The sequence below is a fragment of the Bombella apis genome, from assembly GCF_018221685.1.
GTDB lineage: Bacteria > Pseudomonadota > Alphaproteobacteria > Acetobacterales > Acetobacteraceae > Bombella > Bombella apis.
Genome location: NZ_JAGJTM010000005.1, coordinates 20,521 through 46,472, shown reverse-complemented (window position 1 = coordinate 46,472; position 25,952 = coordinate 20,521). Strand labels below are relative to the sequence as shown.

Here is a 25,952-nt window from a genome sequence, read left to right as displayed (position 1 = left end):
CATGGCGCAGAATCTATCCGAAGAGCAAGGGAAAAAGATGGGCGAGCCAGAAATCAGGCGGGAGGTGTTCCTGAAGCTGGAGGAACAGGGCGGAATCCTTCCTGGGCATGGTCCGGCTGGTGGAGGACCATGAGACGGATGAAGGCCCCGATCAGCTTTCCGTACTGGCTGAACATCAGCAGCATGGTGTGTGGATGAAAGGGGGTGCTCATGGCGGGAGGCTGCACCCAGTAGGGGGTGAACTGAAGCTGCGGGGCAATATCGTGGAACTCCAGCAGGGAGCGGCGCATGTGATACCCCGCCGTGACCAGAACAAGATGATGCAGGTTTTTCTGCTTTGCCCATTGGGCGGTTTCCCATGCATTGCCGATGGTAGTGGCGGCCCGATATCCAAGGCTGATGCGCTGCGTCAGATCCGGCGGCAGCGGGCCGATTCCCGTGGCGGCCAGAATATGGTTCAGCCCCGTATGGGGGGAAACGCCGGAGATCAGGAGCAGTCGCTCCGGTTTCTGCTGGAGCAGGGCAATTCCGGCTTCTATGCGGTTTTTGCCGCCCGTCAGCGCAACGATGCCGTCGCAGTCAGCCGGGATGCTGTGCAGGTCCGGTGAGGGGCGCAGGGCATCGGCACAGAAATAAATGAAACTGGCCAGCATGAGCCATCCTGCGATGGTCACCCCACCAGAGAAGAGAGACCAGACAGGGGGGCCCGGCCGTTTCATGATGCCTGTTGCCCCTGTCTGGCACAGACCAGATGCACCATGGCCCAGCCCGCCAGTGCCATCAGGACCGGCATCAGGGAAAAGGCCAGCCAGAGCCGGACTGGCAGCAGTGATGGAGAGATGAAGGACGACATGCTTCCCTCTGCGGGTGGCAGGCGCAGCAGAGGGTGCAGAGCAGCGGTGATGAAGCCCAGTGAAGGCAGGAGCAGGACGATGCCTGCAAGGCTGCCCAGAAAGGCCATCAGGGCGACCCGCCGGGCAAAAATACGGTGAAGGACGGACAGCTTTCCGCCCAGTCTCCACAGGACGGCCTGCTGCTGCCGGTTGGCCAGAGCGACGGTTCTGGCTGCCAGATAGAGCAGGGCGGGAACGATCAGAGCTGCTGCCAGCCCAGCCATCAGGGCGACATGGCGTGCAGTCTGCTGGAGGACTGTCATGAGTGGGGTAAGCTTTGTCAGCTGGGGGGGCGGCGGAACGATGATGGCCTCTGGGGCGGTGCTGTGAACAAAGGCGGCCAGTCTGGTTATGTCCCCATGATACGAGAGGGTGAGAATCCTGGGGAGAGGCCCCTCCCACGGGGCGGACCATGCGGCCAGAAGTCGGGAAACCTCCTGCTCTGGCAGGAGGGTGGCGTGGGTTTCGGGGAATGTGGCGGTCAGGGCTTTGGGCAGGCTGTCCGCCAGGGCGGGAGCCTCCTTGCCGATCACAGGCAGGGCGATGACGATCTGGCTGTTCACCTGTCCTTCCCAGCGTTGGACAGCTCCATCCACACCATAGGGCAGGGCCAGAGCCAGCCCGGCCAGCCATGTGACGAGACAGAGGCCAAGCAGCAGGGGCCATAGGGCAGGCCGGTCTGTAGCACGGGACAGGCATGTCATGGGAGCAGCCTTTCATCTCTGGGGGACAGGATCAGCGGGGCTGCCAGATCATTCCCGGAGGCAGAAGAAATGGAGACTTCCGGTGATGGGGGGAGCCGGGGCAGGGTCAGGAGCTGGTCATCAGGGTCTGTCCCTTCTGGCTGGTGCTGCATGGCCAGAAGGGTTGTGGTGCCATTTCTGGCCAGGCCCCGCAGGGTGGAAAGAAGATGATCCCGCAGGACAGGGCAGAGGGTCAGGGCTGGTTCATCTACCAAGACGATGGAAGGCTGGGTGATCAGGGCCCGGGCACAGGCGGCCCGCATTCTCATGGTCTGACTGAGTGAGTGAGGAAGAAGCTGTGCATGGCTCTCCAGCCCGAACCAGCGGATGATGGAGTCGGTTTCCCGTTTCACATCTGCTCTGCGCAGGTGGTTCAGCTCCAGCGGCAGGGCAATATTGTCCGCCAGCGTCAGGCGGTCCATGAAAAGGGGGGCTGCCTCGATGTACCCGATGCGCTGCTGGAGCTGCCTGCGACCCCGTGCGGAAAGGCCGGGCCCTGCGGCATGGTTGAGGAGGGTCATCATCCCGCCCGTGGCAGGGCGGCGCAGGGCGATGGTATCCAGCAGGGCTGTCTTGCCCGCTTCGGCAGGGCCTGTCACCCAGAGGGTGCCACCCCGTTCCAGCCGCAGGGACAGGTGCTGCACGCCACCCGGCACGAGAGACGTGCCGACAGGCAGCGGAAGCGTCTCCAGGGCGATCATGCAGGGCTCCGCATGGCTGTGCCTCAGAGCCTCCGGGCCAGCCAGGCCGCCGCCGTGGAGGAGGCTGCTGCCAGAGCCATGAGGAGCAGACCATCCTTTATCAGCCCGTGCGGTGTAAGGGTGTGACCGGCTACCATGAGCTGTTCGGGGATGGTATGGGCGATGTGATTGACGATCTCATGCGTCTGCTGGTCTTCCGTGAGGGACCCGAGATTGGCTGTGGCAACGGTGACAAGGTGCGGCAGCAGGGACCAGCCGACGCCAAGGATGAGCAGGATGGGAGCAAACAGTTCTGTCAGCTGAATGAGAAAGCTGAAAACGAAATGCGCCACGGCCCATATGAGGTTGAGCAGGACCCGCCCCATGATGGCTCCGCCCTGCTGCTGGCGTGATGGCGTGGCCGAGAGCAGGCGTTCGCCCCGTGCCGGGGAGGAATGGGAGGAAGAGGGCGATGTATCCATGAATGTTTCAGACCTTCCTGCAAGACAGCCGGGCTGGCAATGGCATAGTAATGGCGAGGGAGACGGAAAGCAGGGCGGAGGGGCCGCTGTTCTGTCCTCCTGCTTCTGCACCTAGCTTCAAGAGAGGCGTAATGCAAATCTTACCCACGCTGGATGAAAAAGATGTCCATGTTCTTCTTCTGGATCCAGCCGGTCCTGCTCACAGTCGGGTCCATGAGCTTCTGCGCAGGGAGGGGATGGATGTTGTCTGCCGGCAGAGTGCTGAAATGATGCTGGAAGTGCTGGAGGCCCGCTGTCGTATCAATCAGGTAGACATGGTCATCTGCTGCACTCTCCAGAAAGGCATGAGCGCCGGGCAGTTCGTTCGCCGTGCCAAGGCGACTCCTGCCATGCAGGGCGTACCGGTGCTGATGCTGACGGAGGATGTATCCTCACGGGTTGAGCTGGACTGCTTTGAAAGCGGGGCCGATGCCTACCTTTCCAGCTCTGCCCATTCTGACCTGCTGTTGCTGCGGATACGCACGCTCCTGCATCTGGCGGAAGAAAAGCGCCAGCTTCATCCCCAATGGCACATGCGGCGGGCCAGGGTTGTCATCGTCCGTGCCCCTGATGATGAGACCCTGCTGGATTTCTGGAATGACCCCAGCATCATGGATCATGAAAACAGCCGGGACGGCACGGAGGAGGCTGGGCTGGGGGAGCTTCTCTGGCGGGATGGACACACGGTGACCTCTGTCACCCGCTCCAGTGATCTGCTGAATGGCGGCTGGCTGACAGGCCCGGACGGGCCGGACTGCATCGTGCTGGAGGACATACAGGATAACGAGACAGACCTCGCTTTCTGCCGTCTGCTGGACCAGCGCCGCCAGGCCCTGCGGGAGCAGGGGGGTACACCGTTCCGCATTCTCTGCATCATACAGGCAGCCCGCTTCCGGGGTGAATCCTGCGTGGCTTTTCTGGAAGCTGGCCTGGAGGACCTTGTTCCGAGTGACATGACGCCCATGGTGCTGGCTCTGCGCATCCGGGCCATGGTCCGGCGGCGGCGGGAGAATGAGGCGTTTCATCAGCGGGAGATGGAACGCCAGCAGTCGGCTCTGGCGCTGGAGGCTGCACAGGCGCAGGCCTCGCTGGCGGAGGCTCTGGCCAGAGCCAACAAGGAGCTGGCCAAGGCGAATGAGGAGCTGGTGCAGACACAGGCCCGGCTGGTCCAGACGGCCAAGATGGCTTCATTGGGAGAGCTGGTGGCCGGCATTGCCCATGAGATCAATAATCCTCTGGCGTTCACTCTGGGTCATGCCGATACGGTCGAGCGATGCCTGCACTGGATGGATACTGTCGTGCAGGATGAGGATGGTCAGACCCGCATTCGGCGGGCCAGGGACCGTCTGGCTGCGATGAAGACAGGGCTGGGGCGTATCCGGGACCTGGTCGTGCGTCTGCGTCGTTTCTCCCGTCTGGAAGAAGGAGAGTGGCGCATGGTGGATGTGGGCGAGGCGATAGAGACAGGGCTGGCCCTGGTCCGCCATCGGCTTGGCAGGTCCATTGCCGTGGACTGCCAGCTTGAGGCACCCCGGCAGCTGGTCTGCCAGGAAACATTGTTCCATCAGGCTGTCATGAATCTCATTGCCAATGCTGCCGATGCGCTGAATGATATGCGGCGGGAAGGGCAGAAGCATCATGATGGGCTGATACGGATTGCGACCCGTCTTTACGATGATGTTTATGAAATTACGGTAAGTGACAATGGTCCAGGCATAAAAGAGTCGATCCGCCCCTGGATTTTTGACCCGTTCTTCACCACGAAGGCGCAGGGGGAAGGGACAGGGTTGGGCCTTTCCATCGTTCATGGCATCGTGCAGGCCCATGGTGGGACCATCGACGTGACAGATGCCCGTGAGGCCGGAGATGGCTGCCAGAAAGATGGGCAGACCAATGGCGGGCGTGGTGCACATTTCGTGATTCGCCTTCCTGTCCACGAGACGGCAGAAGGCTGGGCTGTGCGGGAGCCTGAACGGCACAGGGCACAGGAGGAAGTAAAAACGGCATGAACGAGCCTTACAGTATCGAGGCCCAACCTTGTGTTCTTCTGGTGGATGATGAGGAAGAGATTCTCGTGGCACTCGGGGATCTGCTGGGGGAAAGCTGCACGGTTCTGACAGCGGCCGAGCCTGGCAGGGCCCTTGCCCTGCTGGCCGCCCATCCGGAGATTTCGGTCATCATTTCAGACCAGAGGATGCCGGGCATGACAGGGGACCAGTTTCTCAGCCGTGCCAGTGCCTGCTCCGACGCCCGGGCTATTCTGCTGACAGGATATGCGGATCTGGATGCCGTTGTGGCAGCCCTGAATCACGGCAGGATCGTTGCCTATGTGCACAAGCCGTGGGAGGCGGACCATGTGCTGTCCCTCGTCCATGAGGCACACAGGACATGGCAGGCCCAGAGGGCCCTGAAGGTGGAGCAGGCCCTGTTGCATGGCCTCATGGAGAGCCTGCCGTTCGGTCTGGTTTTTTCCGATGCGCAAGGCCGTTGTATCCGCAGCAACCGGCATCATCAGGGGACGTGCGAGAGTGACCATTACACGGCCATTCTTCAGCCTGTGATTGCCCGTCTGCGGGAAAAGGTCTGGGAGGACGGGCAGGCAGAGGAGCTTCTGGAGGTCGTGGCGGAAGATGGGCAGAGACGCTGGCACGAGATTGTCCGTCTGGCGCTGAAATGGCCGGAGGATGTCCCGCTGAAAGAGGCCTGGCAGGTCAGCATGGATCGGGACGTGACCCAGCGTGTGATGGTGGAAGACCGGCTGAACCGGGGTGAGCGGCTGGAAGCCCTGGGTCGTCTGGCCGGTGGTGTCGCGCATGATTTCAACAACCTGCTCACCATTCTGGGTAATTGTCTGGAGGCTCTTTCCGGGCAGTTGCAGGGAGATGAAGCGGCCCGTGCCACCCAGAAGAAGTGGTTGGCCCGGGCGTTGGAGACCGTGGAACGGGGGGAAGGGCTGACCCGCCGTCTGCTTCAGTTTGGCCGGGCGGGGCGGAATGGTGGGACGGTGCGTCCGTTTGACATCGTGGCTTTTCTGGAGGAGCGGGCCAGCCTGTTCCGGCATGGTTTTTATGGAGCCGTCCCGGCCATCCGTTTTGTGCTGGACCTCCCGGAAGGGACTGTTCCCCCTGTATTGACCTGCCCGGAACAGCTGGAAATGGCCCTGCTCAACCTGTGTGTGAATGCCCGGGATGCGATGCCTGATGGCGGGACCGTGACTCTTTCTGCCAGCCGGATACGCCACGTCCTGCCTGCTGCCCCATCCAGTTGCGAGCAGGATCATGCGCTGGCCCTTGATGTCCGGGACGAAGGGGAAGGCATGAGTGAAGAGGTCCAGCGCCATATTTTTGAGCCTTTTTTCACCACCAAGCAGGCGGGGAAAGGCACAGGGCTGGGGCTGGCTGGCATTTACAGTTTCGTTCTGGCCCATCATGGGGATGTTGTTGTGCAGAGCCGACCCGGAGAGGGAACGGTGATGCGTCTTCTGTTACCCTTGCTGAAACAGTGAGCCGAAGACATTTCGGAGGGGAGCGGTTCCCATTTTGGTGCCTCCAGTTATGATGGATCGCACGAACATAAATTGATGAAGGAAGGGGGATGGCATGGCCGATAGGGAAGCCTGTTTTGTTCAGCCGCAGGAAGATGATGCAGCACAGGCCATCACGGCCATCGGGGATGAACTGGCGCTGTTCGATGACTGGATGGAGCGTTATCAGTACATCATCGAGATGGGGAGGAAACTGCCGGACTTTCCGCAGGATTGGCAGGATGACGCGCACCGGGTGCCGGGTTGCCAGAGCCAGGTCTGGCTTGAAGCTGAGGAAAAAAACGGATGTCTGTTTTTTGCTGGTGCGTCTGACGCCGCTATCGTTCAGGGGCTGGTGGCGTTGCTGCTGCGTGTCTATTCCGGTCGTACACGGGATGAGATTCTGGCGACTGACCCGGTTTTTCTGCATGAGCTGGGATTGGTGAAGGCGCTTTCAGCCAATCGGGGCAATGGCGTGGAGGCCATGGCAAAAGCCATCCGGCAAAGAGCCGCCGCAGTCTGAGCCCGTTGGCCGGAACAGGAAAGGCCCTCTGGCGGTAAAACCAGAGGGCATTTTCATGCAGGGGCTGTCCCCGTGTCTCAGTGCGTGGCCGGAGCCGCAGCATCGGTGGCAGGCATGTCGGACTTCATCGGGTTGGAGCTGTCCTTCACGCTGTCAGCTGTAGCTTCGGCCTTTTCGGCCGGCTTGGCGCTGGCGGCATCCTGAGTGTTGCACTTGCTGAATTTGCCGTTCTTGTCGCGGCAGGGCTTGGCCTTCGGCTTTTCACACTTTGTGAACTGACCTTTCTCATTGCGGCAGTGGTGAGCCTTGCCATGAGAGGCGGCAAAGGCAACCTGGCTGGTCAGGGCACTGGCAATGAGGGCGAATGTGGCCATGCGACGGAACATCATGGGGGTTTTCCTTCTGTCAGAACAGGGAACGAATAGGCTGGCATTATCCTATACAGGAAATTCAGGCTGGTGATAGTGAAGTCTATGTTATTTTTAAAGAATAACGGCCAGTCATTACCAAATATTATCAATTGAGGTTGGGTGGGGGACAGGGCTCTGGAATTGTCTCCATCGTCCCGGGTTACTGATAGTGCTGTACGGGAAGGATATTGGCTGCTGGCCTGTATGGTCCGGGATCAGTTGCATGATGAAAAAAGGGGAGGCCCGGCTGGACCTCCCCTTTTCTGTTTTGTGACAACCTGTTTGTCAGGGTCTCACTTCTTCTCGGCCTGTTCCGGCAGAGCATAGGCGATCAGATAATCACCCATCCGGCTCAGGAAGGAGCCATGCCCACCAGCGTAGGTCACGATGTACTGGCGACCGTTGATGCTGTAGGTCATCGGTGCAGACTGTGCCCCGGCAGGGAGACGGTCTTTCCAGATGACATGGCCGGTCGTCAGGTCATAGGCCCGGATGTAGTAGTCCTGCGATGATGTCAGGAAGGCTACATTGCCAGCCGTTGCCAGCGGGCCACCAAGGCTCGGGACACCGATCTTGATGGGTGGCAGCTGGATCGGGAGGGACGAGCCATGCAGGGAGTCACGCAGCGTACCATTGCGGTGCTGCCAGACAACCTTGTTGGTGCGCAGGTCGATCCCGGCGACAGCCCCCCACGGTGGCGTGCGGCACGGCACGAAAAGGCCGAACTTGGCAAATAGCGGGTCCAGGAAGGGATGCAGGTTGACGGCGTACGGGATGCCGTAATTCGGCTGGAGACCCGTCTCACCGCCGCTGCCACCCTTGTCACCATTCGGGTCGGGCCAGCGCGGGTTGCCCGGGCCACGGGGAACCAGAGTGGAGACGAACGGAATGGAGATGGGGTTGGAGAAGGCTACCTGGCGGCGAGGATCAACCGCAAGGCCGCCCCACTCGAACATGCCCAGATCGCCAGGGAAAACCAGCGTCCCCTGCGTGGAAGGCGGCGTATAGGGCCCCTCGTAACGCAGGCTGTGGAAGTAGATGCTGCACACCATCTGGTCAAGGATCGTGGCCCCCCAGATGTCACGGTCGGACAGCGGATCTTTCGGGCGCAGGCTCAGCTCGGAATGGGGCTGGGTCGGGCTTGTATGGTCACCCGTGGCAGCGCCACCCGGGGCAGGAACCTCCGGTGCCGGAACGATCGGCTTGCCGGTGCGGCGGTCCAGAACAAAAATGTCACCACTCTTGGTCGGGATGTAGATGGCCGGAACCAGGCTGCCATCCTTCTGGGTGATGTCCACAAGGTTGGGCTGTGCGGAGGCATCCATGTCCCAGAGGTCATGATGGACGGTCTGGTAGAACCAGACGAGCTTGCCCGTGTCCGCATTCAGTGCAATGACACCCGGCGGATAGCGTTCGGCATCCTTGTCACGGTAGCCACCCCACTGGTCAGGCGTGCCAACCCCCATGGGGATGTACACCATGTTCAGGTTCTTGTCGTAAGACGAGACGGACCAGGAGTTGGGGGAGTTCGGATGGAAATGCGGATGCTCTTCGCTCGGCATTTCATTCGGGTCAGGATTGGCGGCGTCGAATACCCAGACAAGCTTGCCCGTGTAGACGTCATAGGCCCGTGTTGCCCCGGAAGGCTGGTGGACGGAGCCGTTGTCCTTCACTGCACTGTTGACGATGATCAGCTTGTCGGTAACGACGGGCGGTGATGTCGGGGCATACTCCCCAGCCGTCGTGTAAGGCTGGTGGGAGAAGCGCAGATCGACCTGGCCGTTGTCCCCAAAGCCCTGGCAGACCTTGCCTGTCTGTGCGTCGATCTCGACCATGCGGCCGTCATTGACCATGGTAATGATGCGCTTGGTGCAGTCTGTCGTGGTGACAGGCTGGCCGCTGCTGTCGACAGCATTTTCAGGCTTCGTGTGGGCACTGACGCCACGGCATGTCAGATGCTGGAAGCCAGGATTGACGTTCAGCTTGGGGTCGAACACCCATTTCGTCTTCCCGGTCACGGCATCGACGGCAAAGACCTTCTGATGCAGGGAGCAGAAATAGAGTGTGTTGTCGAACTCCAGCGGCGTGGCCTCGTTGGTGGCCTCACCCGGGTCGCGGGACTTGTCCGGCAGGTCACCGGTCCGCATGACCCAGGCAACTTTCAGCTGGTTGACGTTCTGGCTGTTGACCTGTGTCAGAGGGGACCAGTGATTGCCATCCTGCGTGCGTGCGTAGGAGGTCCAGTCACCATCCGGCACGTTGTCCGGGTTTGCCGGGCTGGCATTGACCTGCTCTGTAGGCAGGGAACCACCGATGTCATACGGGTCCATGAAGGCGGAAACCACCAGTGCCAGGGCACTGAGGACCACGCCGATGCCCAGAGGAATGGTGGCCAGCCGGTTGGCAGCCAGCGGACGGCGGATGAAAGGAAGCAGAAGGACGATGCCGATGACGATGACCACATCCAGCCGGGGCACGAGGCTCCAGAGGTTGAGGCCTACGAGGCAGAGAGCCCAGATGAGCGTGCCAAGCAGGACGACCGCATAGACAGCAAGGCCGATCGGCTTCCGTTTATGGACGAAGAACGCGCTGAGCAGCGTGCCCAGCCCGCTGATGAGATAATAGAAGGGACCGCCTTCGCTGATGGCATAGATACCACCGGCAACCAGCAGCAGGCCGACGATCGCCATGAGGATGGCAACCAGCGAGACCCAGATTCCCCCCGTACGGGAAGTGGAGGACATGGATAAGCCTCAGTGTTGTTAAACTCGATCACTCAACCTGGATAAGCGTTGCCCTGACAGGAATGTCCCGTCATGGATGATGATCTCCTGCCTTTAAGCACAGGGAAGGGGCCATGGGTCAAGCATCAGGGGATAATAATTCGGACTGGATGAGTGCCTCTATCATCATATTCACAACCATGTGATATTTACTTCACAATAGTTAATGCTCACTGCTCAAAAAACATGCCGTTCTGATGCGGTTTTTGCTTGAGGCCGTTCCCCGTTGTCCCTATAAGCGCCAACAGGTCGTGCACGCGCCCGGGCCATATGATGTGGCATGCCCGGCCGTGCGGTTTCCGTTGTCCGCCAGGGGAATGGGAACTTCAGAACTGTAAGGAGATGAAAATGCCCAAATTGAAGACGAAGTCTTCGGTCAAGAAGCGGTTCAAGATCACCGCGACTGGCAAGGTGACCTGTGGTCCCGGCAACAAACGCCATGGCCTGATTAACCGTCCGCAGAAGATGAAGCGCAGCAACCGTGGTCCGCAGACAATGACGGACATGGATGCCCGTACCGTCAAACAGTGGGCACCCTACGGGCTGTCATAAGGAGTTAAGAAACCATGGCACGTGTTAAACGGGGTACGACCACCCACGCCCGTCACAAGAAGGTCCTTGATCTGGCCAAAGGCTATCGCGGGCGTTCTTCCACAAACTATCGCATCGCTCTGGAGCGCGTCGAGAAGGCACTGCGTTATGCCTATCGCGACCGCCGCAACAAGAAGCGTGATTTCCGCTCCCTGTGGATCCAGCGCATCAGCGCTGCCGTGCGTGAGCATGGCCTGACCTACAGCCGTTTCATCAACGGTCTGAACAAGGCCGGGATCGAGATCGACCGTAAGGTTCTGGCTGCCATCGCCTATGACGATGCAGCGGCCTTTGCCGAGATCGTACGCAAGGCTCAGGCAGCCCTGTAAGGGGATTCCTCATGCTTCATGGTCTGTTCCTGATGGACCGTGAGGAATGGGACTGATGATTGGCGGGCTGTTCTGGCAACGGAGCAGCCCGTTTTTCTTTGAGGCTGCTTCAGAAACGTTTCAACATCCGGACCTTCAGGGGCCGGGGCAGGAAGCGTTCCTGAAACAGGCTCATGAGATGATGGAAGACAGGCTATGGCCAATGACCTCGACACTCTGAAGGATGAGACACTGGCGGCCCTGAAACAGGCCAGCACCCATGGGGAATGGGATGCTGTCCGTGTGGGGACGCTGGGACGCTCAGGCAAACTGACCGGCCTGCTCCGGCAGCTCGGTTCGTTCCCGCACGAGGAGCGGAAAGAGCGGGGGCAGGCCCTCAACCGCCTGCGTGACGAGCTGACGGCCCTGATCGAGCAGCGTGGCAGGGAGATCGAGGAGCTGGCCCTCCAGCAGCGTCTGGCGGAGGAGACGGTGGACATCACCCAGCCTCCCGCCCCGGCACCGGCCGGTCTCATCCATCCCGTCAGCCGGACGATCGAGGAAATCACGACCATCTTCGGGGCGATGGATTTCCATGTGGCGGAAGGGCCGGACATTGAAAGCCAGTGGCACAATTTTTCCGCCCTGAACACGCCGGAACATCATCCGGCCCGGACAGAGCAGGACACGTTCTACCTTCCGGCAGCCGGAGAAGGCGAGGACCTGCGGGTGTTGCGGACGCAGACATCCGGCGTGCAGGTCCGCACCATGCTGGGTGAGAAGCCCCCCATCCGCATCATCGCACCGGGCCGGACCTACCGGGCCGATCATGACGCCACCCATTCCCCCATGTTCCACCAGTGCGAGGGGCTGGTCATCGAGAAAGGCATCACGCTGGGCCATCTGAAGGGCTGCCTGACCGAATTCCTGCGGGCCTTCTTTGGTCAGCCGGACCTGCCTGTCCGGTTCCGTGCCTCCTACTTCCCCTTTACCGAACCATCCATGGAAATTGACATCGGCTGGTCCCGGGAGACAGGCGTGATCGGTGCCGGGGCGGACTGGCTGGAAGTGCTGGGTGCCGGCATGGTCCATGCCCGGGTGCTGAGCAACTGCGGGCTGGACCCGGCAGAGTGGCAGGGCTTTGCCTTCGGCATGGGGATCGAACGTCTGGCCATGCTGAAGAATGGCATCACGGACCTGCGGTCCTTCTATGAAAGTGACCTGCGCTGGCTGCGTCATTACGGTTTTTCATCACTGTCCCCGGCAACGCTGACGGAGGGTTTCTGACATGAAATTTTCACTCTCATGGTTGCGGGATCACCTCGATTTTACCGCCTCTCTGGACGAGATATGCACGACGCTGAACCGCATCGGCCTTGAGGTCGAAAGCGTGGATGACCCGACGGAACGTCTGGCCGGGTTCCGTACGGCAAAGATTCTGGAGGCTTCCCCCCATCCGGATGCAGACCGCCTTCAGCTCTGCCGTGTCTCAGCCGGTCAGGGCTTCGAGGACGTTCAGGTCGTCTGTGGTGCGCCGAATGCCCGCACGGGGCTACATGTCATTTTCGCTCCGCCGGGGACCTACATTCCCGGCAGTGACATGACGATCAAGCCCGGCAAGATTCGGGGACAGGCCAGCAACGGGATGCTCTGCTCCCTGCGGGAGCTCGGGATCGGTGAGGAGTCCAATGGCATTGCTGAACTGCCTGATGGTTCTCCGCTGGGTGAGGATTATGTCCGCCATGCCCGGCTGGATGACCCCGTCATCGAGATTGCCATCACGCCCAACCGTGGCGATGCGCTGAGCGTCCGGGGCATTGCCCGTGACCTCGCCGCTGCGGGGCTGGGCACCCTGAAGCCGTGGCTGACGGAGACGGTGGAAGGGCAGGGTGAAAGCCCGATCCAGTGGGAGATCAGCCACCCGGCCTGCCGTTATGTTACGGGGCGGCTGATCCGTGGCGTGAAGAATGGCCCCAGCCCGGCCTGGCTGAAGCGTCGTCTGGAGAGCGTGGGGCTGCGGCCGCAATCCGCCCTAGTGGATGTGACCAACTATCTGATGATGCATGTCGGGCGGCCGCTGCATGTTTTTGATGCCGCCCGCCTGACCGGTGACAGGCTTTCCCTGACATCCGGCACGGGGGAGCATTTCCGTGCGCTGGATGGGCAGGAGCTGGTTTTGGGCACGGATGATCTCGTCATTGCGGATGAGGCCGGGGTGCAGTCGCTGGCGGGCATCATTGGCGGTGAGGCCAGTGCGGTGACCGATGAGACGGTCGATGTCTTCGTGGAATCCGCCCTGTTTGACCCGGTGCGTATTGCCCTGACAGGCCGCCGCCTTGGGGTGCAGACGGATGCCCGTTACCGTTTCGAGCGTGGTGTGGATCAGGCTCTCGTACGTTCCGGTCTGGAAGCCGCCACGGCCCTGATCGTGGAGCTGTGTGGCGGCACGCCAAGTGAGGTGACCGAGGCGGGGGCGGAACCGGCATGGCAGAGAACCGCCAGCCTGCGTTTCGAGCGTCTGGCCTCGCTGGGCGGTCTGGAGATCGAGGCGGACAGGGCCGTGGACATCCTCGAGGCCCTGGGGTTTGAGGTGCAGGAGCGCACGGCAGAGAAGGCCGTGTTCTCCGTGCCGTCATGGCGGAATGACGTGGCGGCAGGGCATGGCCTGGCACAGGCTGTCACGCTCGATGCCGCTGTGGCCGAACGGGCTGCCGCCAGTGTGGAGGTCATGGAAGCCGAGGCCGATCTGGTCGAGGAGGTTCTGCGCATCCGTGGTCTGGATGAAGTTCCGGCCCTGTCCCTGCCCCGTGCCCATATGGTGCCTGCTCCAGCGGTGACACCACAGCAGGCCCGGGTAGCCCTTCTGCGCCGCCTGTGTGCGGGGCGTGGCCTGATGGAGACCGTTGGTTTTTCCTTCGTGTCCGATCAGGATGCTGCCCTGTTTGAAGAAGGACGGGAGCAGGATCGGTTGCTGAACCCGATTGCAACGGACCTGAACCAGCTGCGGCCGACACCAATCATCAACCTGCTGCGTGCCCTTGGGCGGAATCTGGCTCACGGGCAGGGCTTCAGCGGGGATGCCTCCTTCTTCGAGCTTGGCCCCTGCTTCGGGCAGCAGGGCACCCGTATGGTGCTGGCTGGTGTGCGGGGTGGCGTGAGTGGCCGAGCTCCGGGTCAGTCTGCCGAGGAACCATCATGGATGGATGCCAAGGCCGATCTCATGGCGGCTCTTGCAGCTCTCGGTGTGGCCGAGGCTTCCCTGAGCAGCACGGCGGATGCGCCGGGCTATTACCATCCGGGGCGTTCCGGTGTCGTGCGGCAGGGGCCCAAGCTGGTGCTGGGCAGCTTCGGTGAGCTGCACCCCCGTGTGGCCCGTCACTTCGGCCTGAGCGGCACGGTGGCGCTCTTTGAGATGACGCTGGACAGGGTTCCGCTGCCCAAGGTGAAGCGGAAGGCTGCCCCGACGCTGTCGGTCCTTCAGCCTGTCCGTCGTGACTTTGCCTTCCTGGCTGATGAAAAGGTGCAGATACAGGATGTGCTGAAGGCTGTCCGTATGGCAGACCGCAAGTTGATCACGGATGTGCGTCTTTTCGACATTTTTGAAGGTGGCTCCGTTCCGGCAGGGCATCGCTCTCTGGGAGTGGAGGTGACCCTCCAGCCGCAGAAAGACAGCCTGACGGATACTCAGCTTGATGCGCTGATGACGGCTGTAGAAAGTGCCGTCCAGAAGGCGACGGGGGCAACGCTGCGGCGTTGAGCCCTGCAACGGCGGGAAAGAAGGAGAGGCTGCCATGGTGGATGAGAGTGCCCCTGTAGAGGGTGAGGTTCCCCTTCATCACCATGGCCGGGTGATCTGGATTCTGGCCGGTGAGCCCAGTGGGGACAGTATCGGGGCCCGTCTGATGCAGGCCCTGCACCGCATTGACCCGATGCTGGTCTTTGCTGGTGTTGGCGGAGGGCGGATGGAGGCCCGGGGCCTGCGGAGCCTCTTCCCGATGGAAGACCTGACGGTCATGGGGTTCATGGAAGTCCTGCCCCGGTTGCGCCTTCTGTCACAGAGGCTGCTGGAAGCTGAGCAGGATATTGAGCTGCGCCGTCCTGATATTGTCATCACCATTGATAGCCCGGGTTTTTCGTTCCGGCTTCTGCGGCGCATCCGCAAGCTGAATGTCCGGCGCCTGCATTATGTAGCGCCGCAGACATGGGCCTGGCGGGAGAGTCGGGTCAAAGGGTATCGGGGATTGTGGGACAGGCTGCTCTGCCTTTTCCCGTTTGAGGAAGCATGGTTTGCTGAACGGGGCCTGCCCGAGGCCCGGTTTGTCGGCCATCCCATCCTGCAATCGGGCGTGGCGCATGGTCAGGCACAGCGTTTCCATAAACGGCATGATATTCGGTCGGACAGCCCTATTCTGATCCTCATGCCGGGCAGCCGGTCCTCCGAGGTCCCAAAGCTGCTGCCTGTTTTTGAGAAGACTCTCGGAATTCTTCATGAACGTTTCCCCGATCTTCAGCCCGTCATTCCGGCCACGTCGGGCATGGCCCCACTCGTGAAAAAGATGGTGCGGCACTGGGCGGTTCACCCCTCCATCCTGACGGATACGGAGGACAAGCACGATGCTATCCGGGCTGCTGACTGTGCCCTGACCAAATCGGGTACATCCATTCTGGAGCTGGCCATAGGGCAGGTACCCATGGTGGTCACCTACAGGGTCAATCCGCTTTCAGCCCTGCTGGGGCGGCTTTTCCTGCGGCTTCCCTTCATTTCCATGATCAATATTCTGGCAGGGCGTGAAGTCGTGCCAGAACTGGTCCAGCATGACTGTACTCCCCAGAAACTGGCGGATGAAATTACTTCTCTCCTGACAGATGGGGCAAAGCGGCAGGCCCAGCAGGAGGCTTTTGCCGATATTCTGGCCATGCTGGAAGCTCCGGGCGGGGAGCTGCCTGCCATGTCAGCGGCCAGAGAGGTATTGGCACTGATGGAAACGCCATTGTCCGAATTGCGGCGCTCATGAAAAAAGCCTGTCCTTGTCAGGGGACAGGCTTTTTTCATGCCGAAGGATGGCAACCTGGGAGTGCTTTCAGCGCAGGAAGCCAACCAGCTTTTCTGCCTCGCTCACAATCGGTTCCGAGACGGCACGGGCCCGTTCGGCTCCCTGGCGCAGGACCTGCATGAGGTGAGCCTTGTCATCCATTAGGCGGCGGGTTTCATCGGCCACGGGGGCCAGTGTTTCGACCAGCAGGTCAGCCAGAGCCTGCTTGAAGGTGCCGAAGCCTTGGCCGGCAAACTGGCCCAGCACGTCAGCCAACGTCCTGTTGGACATGGCAGCGTAGATGGTCAGCAGATTGCGGGCCTCCGGGCGGCCTTCCAACCCGGCTTCCTCGGAGGGCAGAGGTTCGGCATCCGTGCGGGCCTTGCGGATCTTCTGGGCGATATCGTCTGCCGTATCATTCAGGATGATGCGACTCTGGGCAGACGGGTCGGACTTGGACATCTTCTTGCTGCCGTCCCGCAGGCTCATCACACGGGCAGCATGAGGCGGAATGAGCGGTTCAATCAGCGGGAAGAACTCGACACCCATATCGTGGTTGAACTTCTGTGCGATGTCATTGGCCAGCTCAAGATGCTGCCGCTGGTCGTCACCCACGGGCACCCGTGTGGCGTGGAAGGCCAGAATGTCCGCCGCCATGAGGTTGGGATAGACATACAGGCCAGCGGAATGGTTTTCCCGGTTCTTGCCTGCCTTGTCCTTGAACTGTGTCATGCGGTTCAGCCAGCCCAGACGGGACACGCAGTTGAAAATCCAGCCGAGGCGGGCATGGGCACTGACGGCGGACTGGTTGTACAGGCGGGTCGGGTCGATGCCGGAGGCCAGAAGGCAGGCAGTGGAGGCCAGTGTCTGTTCACGCAGGGCCTCCGGGGACCATGGCATGGTCAGGGAGTGCATGTCCACAAGGCAGAACAGGCAGTCATGGTCCTTCTGCAAGGTGACCCAGTTGCGGATGGCTCCGAGATAATTGCCCAGATGGGGAATGCCTGTTGGCTGGATTCCTGAAAAAACACGCTGCATGAACATGGTCCTGACAGAAGGAAAAGACAAAAGCCGCCCCGCTCAGAGGTGAGGGGACGGCGGAAAACCCTGCTGGCTGGGCAGATGGCAGAAGGCTATGCCCTTATTGAAGGGAATTGTCATCCTCGACACCCAGAAGCTGGATCTTGAAGATCAGCGGGCTGTTGGGCGGGATGATCCCCATGGACCGTTTGCCATACCCCAGCTGGGGCGGGACATAGAGCTCCCACGTATCGCCAACACGCATCAGGGGCAGCCCTTCCATCCAGCCGTCGATGACACCATCAAGAGGCATCTCCATGTAGGCGGCGCCGGTGTGCATTTCCGAGGCATCAAAAATGCCCCCGTCTGGCAGGCGGCCCTCATAGATGACCATCATGGTGGCTCCCTTCTGTGGGTGGGGCGCATCCTTGGGGCCAGATTTCAGGACCTTGTAGGCCAGACCATCAGGCAGTTTCTGCACTCCGGGCTGTTTGTAGACCTGATCCATGAACTGCTGGGGTGTCAGGTCCGGTTTCTGGTCGCCAGAGCAGCCTGTCAGGCCGAGCAGACCAGCCAGAGCGCAGACCGGCAGATAACGGAAGAAAGAACGCAGACAACGGGACATGGAAATGCCTCTTTGCAAGCTGGGAGGAAAAGGCGGGCACCACCGGGCCGTCAGACCCGGTGGAGACGGCAGGCTCAGGGTGTGCCGCCGCGGCGTCCCTTGTTGGCACCCAGCCGCAGCCGCAGGGCGTTCAGACGGATGAAGCCCTGTGCATCTACCTGATTGTAGGCACCTTCGTCATCCTCGAAGGTCACGACACGGGCATCATACAGGCTGTCGGGGCTTTCGCGGCCCACGCAGATGACATTGCCCTTGTAGAGCTTCAGGCGCACACGGCCATTGACGGATTTCTGGCTGCTGTCGATCAGGGCCTGAAGCATGTGACGCTCCGGGGAGAACCACAGGCCGTTATAGATCAGCTCGGCATAGCGGGGCATGATGCTGTCCTTGAGGTGGGCAGCTTCACGGTCCAGCGTGATGGACTCCATGGAGCGGTGCGCCTGGAGCAGGATGGTACCGCCGGGCGTCTCGTAAATGCCGCGGGACTTCATGCCGACGAAGCGGTTCTCCACGATGTCGAGACGGCCGATGCCGTTGGCTTTGCCCAGCTCGTTCAGGCGGGCCAGCAGATTGGCCGGGGAGAGGGCCTCACCATTGATGGCCACCGGGTCACCATGCTTGAAGTCGATGGTGATCTCGGTTGCCTTGTCCGGGGCAGCTTCCGGGGAGATGGTGCGCTGGAAGACGATCTCATCCGGCGGCAGGGAGGGATCCTCCAGAATCTTCCCTTCGGAGGAAGAGTGCAGCAGGTTGGCATCGACGGAGAACGGAGCCTCGCCCCGCTTGTCCTTGGTGACAGGAATCTGGTTCTTCTCGGCAAAGTCCAGCAGCTTGGTGCGGGAGGTCAGGTCCCATTCACGCCATGGGGCGATAACCTTCACGTCCGGTTTCAGGGCGTAATAGGCCAGCTCGAAGCGGACCTGGTCGTTCCCCTTGCCTGTCGCACCATGCGCCACGGCGTCCGCACCGACGGCCTCGGCAATCTCGATCTGGCGTTTGGAGATCAGCGGGCGGGCGATGGAGGTGCCCAGCAGGTACTGGCCTTCATAAACCGTGTTGGCACGGAACATCGGGAAGACGTAGTCCTTGACGAAGGTTTCCCGCAGGTCTTCGACAAAGATTTCCTTCACGCCAAGGGATTCAGCCTTGCGGCGTGCGGGTTCCAGCTCTTCCCCCTGACCGAGATCAGCCGTGAAGGTGACAACCTCGCAGCCATAATGCTCCTGAAGCCAGCGGAGAATGACGGACGTATCCAGCCCACCGGAATAGGCCAGAACGACTTTCTTGATGCCTGAGGCTTTGCTCATGATCGTTATATACCTCTGCTGAAAGACAGAACCAGATATCGTTAAGTTATTATGGTCTTGTAACAGCTGTCAGGCCATTGGGCCAGAGGCCCATATCCGCAAGAGAAGGCTCAGGCCTCGTTTTTGCGGGATTCGGCCTGCCGCTTCCGCTCGCTCTGTGTCTTGAGCTGCCCGCAGGCGGCGAGGATATCCTTGCCACGGGGCATGCGGATGGGGGCGGCATAACCGGCATCCATGACGATCTGGGCAAAACTGGCCAGCCGCTCCCGTGTGGAGGGGCGGAAGTCCGATCCCGGCCATGGATTGAAGGGGATGAGATTGACCTTGGCGGGCAGGCCACGGATCAGCCGCACCAGCTCCCGGGCTTCGGCATCACTGTCATTCATGTCCCGGATCATGATGTATTCAAAGGTGATGCGGCGGGAGTTGGAGGCGGCCGGATAGCGGTGGCAGGCGGCCATCAGCTCCTCGATCGGGTATTTCCGGTTCAGCGGTACGAGCTGGTCCCGCAGGTCGTTGTGGACGGCATGGAGGGAAATGGCCAGATTGATGCCCAGCTCATCACCGCAGCGGTCCATCATGGGCACGACGCCGGAGGTGGAGAGCGTGATCCGGCGGCGGGAGAGGGCGATGCCTTCGCCATCCATGATGATCTTCATGGCCTTGGCGACGTTCTCATAATTGTAGAGCGGCTCTCCCATGCCCATCAGCACGATGGTGGAGAGCAGGCGGGGCGTGTCCCCCTTGGGGCTGGGCCATTCGCCATAGCTGTCCCGTGCTGCCATGAACTGCCCGACAATTTCGGCTGCTCCCAGATTGCGGACGAGCTTCTGCGTTCCCGTATGGCAGAAGGTGCAGGACAGGGTGCAGCCCACCTGGGAGGAGATGCAGACGGCTCCACGGTCTTCCCGCCTGTCTGGAATATAGACAGTCTCTGCCTCCTGCCCGTCCCGGAAGCGGAAGAGGAACTTGCGCGTGTCGTCCTTGGATGTCTGCTGCGTCGTCAGGCTGGGGCGGCCGACGATGAAGTGCTTTTCCAGCTTGGCCTGCAAGGGCTTGGCGATGGTGGACATGCGGGAGAAGTCCGTCACGCCCTGATGATAGATCCAGTGCCAGAGCTGCTTGGCCCGGAAGGGCTTCTCGCCAATCTCGGTCAGGACCCCGGCCAGCTCTTCCCGGGAGAGGCCGACCAGCTCACGGCGTCCATCCTCCGTGACCGGTGTTGGCGGTGCGAACAGGGCTGACTTGGCCTCGATGCGTTTGCGCTCGCTCTCGTTGAGGGCATTCACGGCATCGGAGGAAATGGGAGCTGAAGAAGGCATCGGATGTGTCATGTGGTGGCTATAGCATGGGAACCCGTTTCCGGGTCAGAAAAGTGAGGGGCGAGGGTGGGCTTACCCGATGGCGTCCTTGCGGGCGGCGATGAGGAACTCCCTGTTGCCTTCGGGCCCGGTGATCGGGCTGGGAACCAGGCCAAGGATGGTCCAGCCGGGGAGGCTGGCAAACCAGTCCCGGATTTCCTCGCAGACACGTTCATGCACGGCGGGGTCCCGTACGACCCCCTTGGGGCCGATGTCGGTCCGGCCTGCCTCGAACTGCGGCTTGATGAGGGCCACGGCCCAGGCCCCATTTTTTGCCATGCCAAGGGCCGGAGCCAGAACGGTTTTCAGGCTGATGAAGCTGGCATCGCAGACGACGATGTCCGGGGCCTCGGGTATGTGTTCGGCATTCAGGTGGCGGGCGTTGGTTTTCTCCAGCACCACCACACGGTCATCGGAGCGTATCTTCCAGGCCAGCTGGCCGTGTCCGACATCCACGGCATAGACTTTTGCCGCTCCATTCTGGAGCAGTACGTCGGTAAAGCCGCCCGTTGAGGCTCCGACATCCACGGCGATCTTTCCCTCCGCAGAGAGGGGGAAATGTTCCAGTGCATGGGCCAGTTTCAGCCCACCACGGGAGACCCAGGGATGGTCCTGCCCTTTCAGGGTCAGGGGCATGTCTTCAGCGAGCTGATCCCCTGCTTTTTTGACGGGCCTGTCACCATGCGGGCCGGCATAGACCAGCCCGGCCATGATGAGGGCCTGTGCCCGGCTGCGTGTCTCCACCAGCCCCCTGTCCACAAGGAGCTGGTCCGCACGGCGTTTGGCCATCAGGCCCCAGCCTTGCCATCAAAGGCCTTGCGGGCCAGATCGGCAATGTGACGGGCTGTCAGGCCCGCTTCTTCGTACTGGGCTGCAGGGGTGTTGTGGTCGATCCACGTATCCGGCAGGGCCATGGGGCGGAAACGGACCTGATCGAGCAGGCCGGTTTCGGCCAGATGCTGCACTACCTGCGTGCTGAACCCACCCGGTGCGCCATCCTCAATGGTGATGAAGACCCTGTGCTGGCGGGCGAGGGATTCGATCAGCGCACCGTCAACGGGCTTGGCGAAGCGGGCATCGGCCACGGTGACGGCAATACCGTCCCTGGCCAGCGTTTCGGCGGCCTTCAGGGCCTCGTGCAGGCGGGGGCCGAGAGCCAGGATGGCTACGCCTTCTCCTTCGGAGGAGCGGATGATGCGGCCTTTGCCGATTTCCAGAATTTCCCCTTCATCGGGGAGTTTCTGGCCCAGACCAGCCCCACGGGGATAGCGCAGGGCGATTGGTCCGCTGTCATGCGCCCATGCCGTGGCCGTCATGTGAAGTAGCTCCACCTCATCAGAGGGAGCCATGACCGTCATGTTGGGCAGACAGCAGAGATAGTTCAGGTCAAAGGAGCCTGCATGGGTTGCGCCGTCCGCACCGACAAGCCCGGCCCGGTCCACGGCAAAGCGGACGGGCAGGTTCTGGAGGGCCACGTCATGCATGACCTGATCATAGGCCCGCTGGAGGAACGTGGAGTAGATGGCGCAGAAGGGGCGCATCCCTTCGCTGGCGATCCCGGCGGCAAAGGTCACGGCATGCTGCTCGGCAATGCCGACATCAAAATAGCGGTCAGGATGCTGCTGGGCCATTTTGTCCAGCCCGGTGCCGGACGGCATGGCTGCCGTGATGGCAACCACCCTGTCATCCTGGTTGGCCCGGTGGAGCAGCTCGCGGGAGAAGACATCCGTGTAGGTGGGGGGACCAGCAGGCCCTTTTTTCTGCTTGCCGGTTTCCACGTCGAAGCGGGCGACGGCATGATATTTGTCCCCGGCGGCCTCGGCCGGTTTGTAGCCACGGCCCTTTTCCGTGATGACGTGCAGCAGGACGGGTCCCTTGTCCTCGGCATCCCGCAGGTTGCGGAGGATGGGGACAAGCTGATGCATGTCGTGTCCATCTACCGGGCCGATGTAATAGAAGCCCAGCTCCTCGAACAGCGTGCCGCCGATGATCATGCCACGGGCATATTCCTCGGCCCGCTTGGCTGTGCGCTCAATGCGGGAGGGCAGCCGTTTGGCCAGCTTGCCCGCCATGTCCCGCAGGGTGAGGAAGCGGCGGGAGGACATCAGGCGGCTGAGATAGTTGGACATGGCCCCGACAGGCGGCGCAATGGACATCTCATTGTCATTCAGGATGACGATGAGCCGTTCCGCTCCCTTGCCACCCATGGCCCCGGCATTGTTCATGGCCTCATAGGCCATGCCGGCGGAGATGGACCCGTCCCCGATGACGGAGATGACATTCCGTTCCCGGTAGGAAGGATGGTCCTCCGCATAGAGGTGATGGGCAACAGCCATGCCTAGTCCAGCAGAGATGGACGTGGAGGAATGGGCCGCACCGAAGGGGTCGTAGGGGCTTTCCGACCGGCGGGTGAAGCCGGAGAGACCGCCCGGCTGGCGCAGCGTGCGGATCTGCTCACGGCGGCCGGTCAGGATCTTGTGCGGATAGGCCTGGTGGCCGACATCCCAGATCACCCGGTCATCCGGTGTGTTGAACACTGCATGGAGGGCGACCGTCAGCTCGACCACGCCGAGGGAGGCACCCAGATGCCCACCCGTGGTGGAAACCGCATTGATGGTCTCCGAGCGGAGTTCTTCGGCCAGGGTGGTGAGCTGCTCGATGGACAGGTTTTTCATGTCCGCCGGTACGCTTACCCGATCCAGAAGAGGATAACGGCCCAGAGTAGGGATGGAGGAAGACGTGCTCATGAACAATCAGTTCCTGCGTTCAACGAAATAATCAGCGAGGGCACGGAGCGTATCCGCACGGGGGCCGAAAGAGGAAAGGGACTGGCGGGCCTGCTCGCTCAGGCGCAGGGCCTCCCTGCGGGCCCCTTCGATGCCAAGCAGCGAGACGTAGTTGGACTTGCAGGCATCTTCATCTTTCCCTGCCGTTTTACCCAGTTCTTCGGTGCTGGCGGTAGTGTCCAAGATGTCATCAGCCACCTGGAAGGCCGTGCCGAGGTCGGTCCCATAGCGGACGATGGCTTGGCGGTGTGGGTCATCGGCCTTGAGCCCTGCCAGAATGGCCCCGGCTTCTGCTGCATAGCGGATGAGGGCACCTGTCTTCATGGCATGAAGGCGTTTGACCTTCTCGAGAGGAAGAGCCTTGCCTTCCCCGCGGATGTCGATGACCTGACCGCCCACCATGCCTGCACTGCCGGAGGCACGGGCCAGTGCCAGCGCCAGCTCGGCCCGGATGGCGGGGTCTGCACTTGTGGCGTCTTCCAGCAGGACTTCGAAGGCACTGGTCTGGAGGGCATCACCAGCGAGGATGGCGAAGGCTTCATTGAATTTCTTGTGGGTGGAAGGCTGGCCCCGGCGGAGGTCATCATCATCCATGGCAGGCAGGTCATCATGGACGAGAGAATAGGCGTGCAGGAACTCGACGGAGGCAGCCACACGCAGGGCGGCTTCACGGGATGCCCCGAAAAGGGCTGCGATCTCCAGCACGAGGAATCCTCGCAGCCGTTTGCCGCCATTCAGGGCGGCATAGCGCATGGCGTCGATCAGCAGGGATTCATCACCCGGCACTGGCGGCAGGAGAGCATCAATGCTGGCCTCGATCTCACGACAGGCCTGGCGGAGGGCATCCTTGAGGGGAAGGGCGTGGCTGTCGGTCATCGGGAAGTCTCCTTGCGGAAGGTGGCTGTCGTAAGTGTGTGCAGGCAATGATTTATCAGAATGGAATCTCATCATCCAGATGAGGCGGCGGGGAAGACCAGCCTTCCTTTGGGGCGGGTGATGGCCTCCTGGGGCTGGCGTTGGCCCTTCTGCGTGGGGCAGGCTGTTCTGCCTTCTCCAGAGGTTCTTCCGACAGGGAGCCATCAGCCTTCTGGACGATGGCCTTCACACGCATTTCTGCCTCTCCCAGCTTTTCCTCACAATGGCGGCGCAGGGCAGCACCGCGCTCATAAGCGGAGATTGCGTCTTCCAGCTTCATCTGGCCGCTTTCCAGCCCGCGGACGATCTGCTCAAGTTCGGCCAGGGCGTTTTCAAAAGAAAGCTGGTGCAGCGGTGTTGTCTGTGTCGTCGTAGGGTCGGGCATGAACTATCCAGCCGGGGTTCAGATCATGAAACTTACAGGGCATTACAGGGATGGAGAGATTTTTTCCAGCCCTCATCCTGCCCGTCGGGGAACATCACGGAGCGCCGTGATGTTTTTCCGGGAGAGTGGCAACCCTGTTTTAACGTTTTTTATCGAGGAACATCAGGGCTTTTGTCTTACAGTTTCATTAAAACCGCCCCTGCAGAATCATGTAACAGAGAAAAGTTATATCAAGACAAATTATGACAGGTGTAACTTTGTGAAATGCCCGTCTGATGAGTAGCATGGCCGTGTAGAGCAGCATTCCGCAGGCAAGGGCCAGCATGAAACTGCCCGTAACGACCGTCAGCAGAACCATGCAGAGGGGTGGGAAGGACTCTTCCAGATTGTCGGGCAGTTCGGTCAGGTTGCTGAGCATGATGATTCCGACAAAGACCAGTACAGGGGCCGTTGCCAGAGCGGGGATGGCTGTTATCAGGGGCCAGAAGAAACAGGAGAGGGCAAACAGCAGGGCGACCACAAGGGCGCTGAGGCCTGTACGGCCACCGGCTTCGGCGCCTGTCAGGCTTTCCAGATAGGCGGAAACGGTACAGGTTCCAAGCAGGGCCCCGATGATGCTGGCTGCTCCGTCCGCTGCAAAGGCGCGGGGAGGCAGGTCGGGTTGTTCTCTGGTGCCGCAGAGCCCAGCCTGTCGTGTCACTGTCAGCATCGTTCCTGTGGCATCGAAGAAATCGCTGAGCAGGATATAGAGCGTGATGGGCAGCAGCAGCCCGAGATGCTGAAAGAATTCATGGAAGTCGAAGGGCGCAAGCATGTTGACCGGATAATGGGGCCAGTCAATCAGGTGGCCGGGAAGCTGGGTCAGGGGCTGCCCATCAGGGCCGGGGACGACAAGGCCGGCAAGGGTCAGGACCATGATGGTGACAAGCAGCCCTGCGGGAATACGGAGAAGCTGGAGCAGCAGGCAGAACATCACCCCAGCCAGGGCAAGGATCACGGCCGGGTGCGAGAGGGAGGCAAAACCAAGCCCGCCTGCGGATGGGACGGCGATTCCGGCGGAGATGAGACCGATCCGGGCGATGAAAGCGCCAATGGCTGTCTGGATGCCCAGTATGATGCAGGGTGGAAAGCTCTGTATGATTTTCAGGCGAAGCCGTGTGAGCGAGAGGAGCGTGAAACACATCCCGCTGAAGAGGACGACCGTGAAGGCCGTGGAGGGGGAGACATGGGCCTGCTGAACGACCACCTGGGCAAACAGGACATTGCTGCTCATGGCGGGGGCCAGGGCTATGGGCAGCCGTGCCCATAGGGCCATGAGCAGTGTTCCGGCTACGGCACCGGCGATGGTGGTCATGATCATGTCATGGCGGGCCAGTCCGGCACCTGCCAGAACAGCCGGATTGACGGCCATGATATAGGCCATGGAGCCAAAAATGGTCAGTCCGGCACTGATTTCACGGGGGATTGTTGAGTGACGCCGGGTGATCTGGAAGAAATGGTCAAGGGAAGAGCGGATCACGGCGTCATGTTTCATGAAAGAGGGGA

22 protein-coding genes and 1 pseudogene are annotated in these 25,952 nt (G+C 61.1%); 8 read left to right on the top strand and 15 right to left on the bottom strand.

Annotated elements, in window-relative coordinates; translation table 11 throughout:
- Nucleotides 1–53: 53 nt before the first annotated feature.
- From J8Z04_RS07340 to J8Z04_RS07325, 4 genes are read right to left on the bottom strand one after another with little or no spacing between them, the layout of a single operon-like run.
- Nucleotides 54–719, bottom strand: a complete 666-nt coding sequence (locus tag J8Z04_RS07340; RefSeq protein ID WP_192848469.1) for a YdcF family protein — start codon at nucleotides 717–719, stop codon at nucleotides 54–56.
- Nucleotides 716–1,597, bottom strand: a complete 882-nt coding sequence (locus J8Z04_RS07335) for a hypothetical protein (protein WP_192848470.1) — start codon at nucleotides 1,595–1,597, stop codon at nucleotides 716–718. Before J8Z04_RS07335 ends, J8Z04_RS07340 begins: the two co-directional genes overlap by 4 nt.
- Nucleotides 1,594–2,337: an ATP-binding cassette domain-containing protein gene (locus J8Z04_RS07330; protein ID WP_043557917.1), complete on the bottom strand. Its 744-nt coding sequence runs from the start codon at nucleotides 2,335–2,337 to the stop codon at nucleotides 1,594–1,596. The genes J8Z04_RS07335 and J8Z04_RS07330 overlap by 4 nt, the downstream gene beginning before the upstream one ends.
- A gap of 23 nt (nucleotides 2,338–2,360) precedes the next feature.
- The gene (locus tag J8Z04_RS07325) at nucleotides 2,361–2,798 is read right to left on the bottom strand and encodes a hypothetical protein (RefSeq protein ID WP_043557919.1); all 438 of its coding nucleotides are present in this window, start codon (nucleotides 2,796–2,798) and stop codon (nucleotides 2,361–2,363) included.
- A gap of 131 nt (nucleotides 2,799–2,929) precedes the next feature.
- On the opposite strand from J8Z04_RS07325, the gene J8Z04_RS07320 reads away from it, so the two are divergent.
- The 3 genes from J8Z04_RS07320 to J8Z04_RS07310 all read left to right on the top strand — a co-directional run bounded on the left by J8Z04_RS07320 (nucleotide 2,930) and on the right by J8Z04_RS07310 (nucleotide 6,883).
- A complete protein-coding gene (locus J8Z04_RS07320) occupies nucleotides 2,930–4,846 on the top strand; it encodes an ATP-binding response regulator (RefSeq protein WP_192848471.1) in 1,917 nt (638 codons plus the stop codon).
- Complete coding sequence (locus tag J8Z04_RS07315) at nucleotides 4,843–6,342, top strand: ATP-binding response regulator (RefSeq protein ID WP_192848472.1); 1,500 nt, start codon at nucleotides 4,843–4,845, stop codon at nucleotides 6,340–6,342. The genes J8Z04_RS07320 and J8Z04_RS07315 overlap by 4 nt, the downstream gene beginning before the upstream one ends.
- A 94-nt stretch (nucleotides 6,343–6,436) precedes the next feature.
- Nucleotides 6,437–6,883, top strand: a complete 447-nt coding sequence (locus tag J8Z04_RS07310) for a SufE family protein (protein WP_043557920.1) — start codon at nucleotides 6,437–6,439, stop codon at nucleotides 6,881–6,883.
- 77 nt (nucleotides 6,884–6,960) lie between these two features.
- On the opposite strand, the gene J8Z04_RS07305 is transcribed toward J8Z04_RS07310, so the two are convergent.
- Nucleotides 6,961–7,272 (bottom strand): hypothetical protein, encoded by a 312-nt coding sequence (locus J8Z04_RS07305; protein WP_197981626.1) that lies wholly within the window; start codon nucleotides 7,270–7,272, stop codon nucleotides 6,961–6,963.
- A gap of 314 nt (nucleotides 7,273–7,586) precedes the next feature.
- Nucleotides 7,587–10,037 (bottom strand): membrane-bound PQQ-dependent dehydrogenase, glucose/quinate/shikimate family, encoded by a 2,451-nt coding sequence (locus J8Z04_RS07300; protein ID WP_192848473.1) that lies wholly within the window; start codon nucleotides 10,035–10,037, stop codon nucleotides 7,587–7,589.
- 387 nt (nucleotides 10,038–10,424) lie between these two features.
- On the opposite strand from J8Z04_RS07300, the gene rpmI reads away from it, so the two are divergent.
- The 5 genes from rpmI to lpxB all read left to right on the top strand — a co-directional run bounded on the left by rpmI (nucleotide 10,425) and on the right by lpxB (nucleotide 15,990).
- The gene (gene rpmI, locus J8Z04_RS07295; RefSeq protein WP_043557923.1) at nucleotides 10,425–10,628 is read left to right on the top strand and encodes a 50S ribosomal protein L35; all 204 of its coding nucleotides are present in this window, start codon (nucleotides 10,425–10,427) and stop codon (nucleotides 10,626–10,628) included.
- Between the two features lie 14 nt (nucleotides 10,629–10,642).
- Entirely contained in the window at nucleotides 10,643–10,996 is a 354-nt protein-coding gene (gene rplT, locus J8Z04_RS07290; protein ID WP_043557924.1) for a 50S ribosomal protein L20, read from the top strand.
- A gap of 195 nt (nucleotides 10,997–11,191) precedes the next feature.
- Nucleotides 11,192–12,262 (top strand): phenylalanine--tRNA ligase subunit alpha, encoded by a 1,071-nt coding sequence (gene pheS, locus J8Z04_RS07285; RefSeq protein ID WP_043557925.1) that lies wholly within the window; start codon nucleotides 11,192–11,194, stop codon nucleotides 12,260–12,262.
- A 1-nt stretch (nucleotide 12,263) separates the two neighbouring features.
- A complete protein-coding gene (pheT, locus tag J8Z04_RS07280) occupies nucleotides 12,264–14,732 on the top strand; it encodes a phenylalanine--tRNA ligase subunit beta (protein ID WP_103765184.1) in 2,469 nt (822 codons plus the stop codon).
- Nucleotides 14,733–14,766: 34 nt separating this feature from the next.
- Complete coding sequence (gene lpxB / locus J8Z04_RS07275; protein WP_081563289.1) at nucleotides 14,767–15,990, top strand: lipid-A-disaccharide synthase; 1,224 nt, start codon at nucleotides 14,767–14,769, stop codon at nucleotides 15,988–15,990.
- A gap of 66 nt (nucleotides 15,991–16,056) precedes the next feature.
- Here lpxB and trpS read toward each other — a convergent pair whose 3' ends face one another.
- The 9 genes and pseudogenes from trpS to J8Z04_RS07230 all read right to left on the bottom strand — a co-directional run bounded on the left by trpS (nucleotide 16,057) and on the right by J8Z04_RS07230 (nucleotide 25,941).
- Nucleotides 16,057–17,046: a tryptophan--tRNA ligase gene (gene trpS, locus J8Z04_RS07270; protein ID WP_086431348.1), complete on the bottom strand. Its 990-nt coding sequence runs from the start codon at nucleotides 17,044–17,046 to the stop codon at nucleotides 16,057–16,059.
- A gap of 103 nt (nucleotides 17,047–17,149) precedes the next feature.
- Complete coding sequence (locus tag J8Z04_RS07265) at nucleotides 17,150–17,641, bottom strand: FKBP-type peptidyl-prolyl cis-trans isomerase (RefSeq protein ID WP_043558393.1); 492 nt, start codon at nucleotides 17,639–17,641, stop codon at nucleotides 17,150–17,152.
- An 86-nt stretch (nucleotides 17,642–17,727) separates the two neighbouring features.
- Nucleotides 17,728–18,960, bottom strand: a complete 1,233-nt coding sequence (locus tag J8Z04_RS07260) for an argininosuccinate synthase (RefSeq protein WP_043557929.1) — start codon at nucleotides 18,958–18,960, stop codon at nucleotides 17,728–17,730.
- A gap of 110 nt (nucleotides 18,961–19,070) precedes the next feature.
- Nucleotides 19,071–20,282, bottom strand: a complete 1,212-nt coding sequence (gene rlmN / locus J8Z04_RS07255) for a 23S rRNA (adenine(2503)-C(2))-methyltransferase RlmN (protein WP_408610222.1) — start codon at nucleotides 20,280–20,282, stop codon at nucleotides 19,071–19,073.
- Nucleotides 20,283–20,354: 72 nt separating this feature from the next.
- Entirely contained in the window at nucleotides 20,355–21,110 is a 756-nt protein-coding gene (locus J8Z04_RS07250) for a TlyA family RNA methyltransferase (protein ID WP_081563290.1), read from the bottom strand.
- The gene (dxs, locus tag J8Z04_RS07245; protein ID WP_192848475.1) at nucleotides 21,110–23,068 is read right to left on the bottom strand and encodes a 1-deoxy-D-xylulose-5-phosphate synthase; all 1,959 of its coding nucleotides are present in this window, start codon (nucleotides 23,066–23,068) and stop codon (nucleotides 21,110–21,112) included. The genes J8Z04_RS07250 and dxs overlap by 1 nt, the downstream gene beginning before the upstream one ends.
- A 6-nt stretch (nucleotides 23,069–23,074) precedes the next feature.
- The gene (locus J8Z04_RS07240) at nucleotides 23,075–23,983 is read right to left on the bottom strand and encodes a polyprenyl synthetase family protein (RefSeq protein WP_192848476.1); all 909 of its coding nucleotides are present in this window, start codon (nucleotides 23,981–23,983) and stop codon (nucleotides 23,075–23,077) included.
- 178 nt (nucleotides 23,984–24,161) lie between these two features.
- Nucleotides 24,162–24,407: pseudogene (locus J8Z04_RS07235) on the bottom strand (exodeoxyribonuclease VII small subunit); the annotation flags it as partial.
- A gap of 187 nt (nucleotides 24,408–24,594) precedes the next feature.
- Nucleotides 24,595–25,941 carry an NCS2 family permease gene (locus tag J8Z04_RS07230; RefSeq protein WP_192848477.1) on the bottom strand — a complete coding sequence of 449 codons (1,347 nt, stop codon included), beginning with the start codon at nucleotides 25,939–25,941 and terminating at the stop codon, nucleotides 24,595–24,597.
- Between the last annotated feature and the right edge of the window lie 11 nt (nucleotides 25,942–25,952).

Coding starts and splice junctions, on each gene's coding strand:
- J8Z04_RS07250 (WP_081563290.1), bottom strand. CDS start 21,110: ATGGCCAAACGCCGTGCGGACCAGCTCCTTGTGGACAGGGGGCTGGTG.
- J8Z04_RS07340 (WP_192848469.1), bottom strand. CDS start 719: ATGAAACGGCCGGGCCCCCCTGTCTGGTCTCTCTTCTCTGGTGGGGTG.
- J8Z04_RS07335 (WP_192848470.1), bottom strand. CDS start 1,597: ATGACATGCCTGTCCCGTGCTACAGACCGGCCTGCCCTATGGCCCCTG.
- J8Z04_RS07230 (WP_192848477.1), bottom strand. CDS start 25,941: ATGAAACATGACGCCGTGATCCGCTCTTCCCTTGACCATTTCTTCCAG.
- J8Z04_RS07305 (WP_197981626.1), bottom strand. CDS start 7,272: ATGATGTTCCGTCGCATGGCCACATTCGCCCTCATTGCCAGTGCCCTG.
- rlmN (WP_408610222.1), bottom strand. CDS start 20,282: ATGCCTTCTTCAGCTCCCATTTCCTCCGATGCCGTGAATGCCCTCAAC.
- dxs (WP_192848475.1), bottom strand. CDS start 23,068: ATGAGCACGTCTTCCTCCATCCCTACTCTGGGCCGTTATCCTCTTCTG.
- rplT (WP_043557924.1), top strand. CDS start 10,643: ATGGCACGTGTTAAACGGGGTACGACCACCCACGCCCGTCACAAGAAG.
- J8Z04_RS07300 (WP_192848473.1), bottom strand. CDS start 10,037: ATGTCCTCCACTTCCCGTACGGGGGGAATCTGGGTCTCGCTGGTTGCC.
- J8Z04_RS07315 (WP_192848472.1), top strand. CDS start 4,843: ATGAACGAGCCTTACAGTATCGAGGCCCAACCTTGTGTTCTTCTGGTG.
- pheS (WP_043557925.1), top strand. CDS start 11,192: ATGGCCAATGACCTCGACACTCTGAAGGATGAGACACTGGCGGCCCTG.
- J8Z04_RS07310 (WP_043557920.1), top strand. CDS start 6,437: ATGGCCGATAGGGAAGCCTGTTTTGTTCAGCCGCAGGAAGATGATGCA.
- J8Z04_RS07330 (WP_043557917.1), bottom strand. CDS start 2,337: ATGATCGCCCTGGAGACGCTTCCGCTGCCTGTCGGCACGTCTCTCGTG.
- J8Z04_RS07240 (WP_192848476.1), bottom strand. CDS start 23,983: ATGACCGACAGCCACGCCCTTCCCCTCAAGGATGCCCTCCGCCAGGCC.
- J8Z04_RS07325 (WP_043557919.1), bottom strand. CDS start 2,798: ATGGATACATCGCCCTCTTCCTCCCATTCCTCCCCGGCACGGGGCGAA.
- trpS (WP_086431348.1), bottom strand. CDS start 17,046: ATGCAGCGTGTTTTTTCAGGAATCCAGCCAACAGGCATTCCCCATCTG.
- pheT (WP_103765184.1), top strand. CDS start 12,264: ATGAAATTTTCACTCTCATGGTTGCGGGATCACCTCGATTTTACCGCC.
- lpxB (WP_081563289.1), top strand. CDS start 14,767: ATGGTGGATGAGAGTGCCCCTGTAGAGGGTGAGGTTCCCCTTCATCAC.
- rpmI (WP_043557923.1), top strand. CDS start 10,425: ATGCCCAAATTGAAGACGAAGTCTTCGGTCAAGAAGCGGTTCAAGATC.
- J8Z04_RS07260 (WP_043557929.1), bottom strand. CDS start 18,960: ATGAGCAAAGCCTCAGGCATCAAGAAAGTCGTTCTGGCCTATTCCGGT.
- J8Z04_RS07320 (WP_192848471.1), top strand. CDS start 2,930: ATGCAAATCTTACCCACGCTGGATGAAAAAGATGTCCATGTTCTTCTT.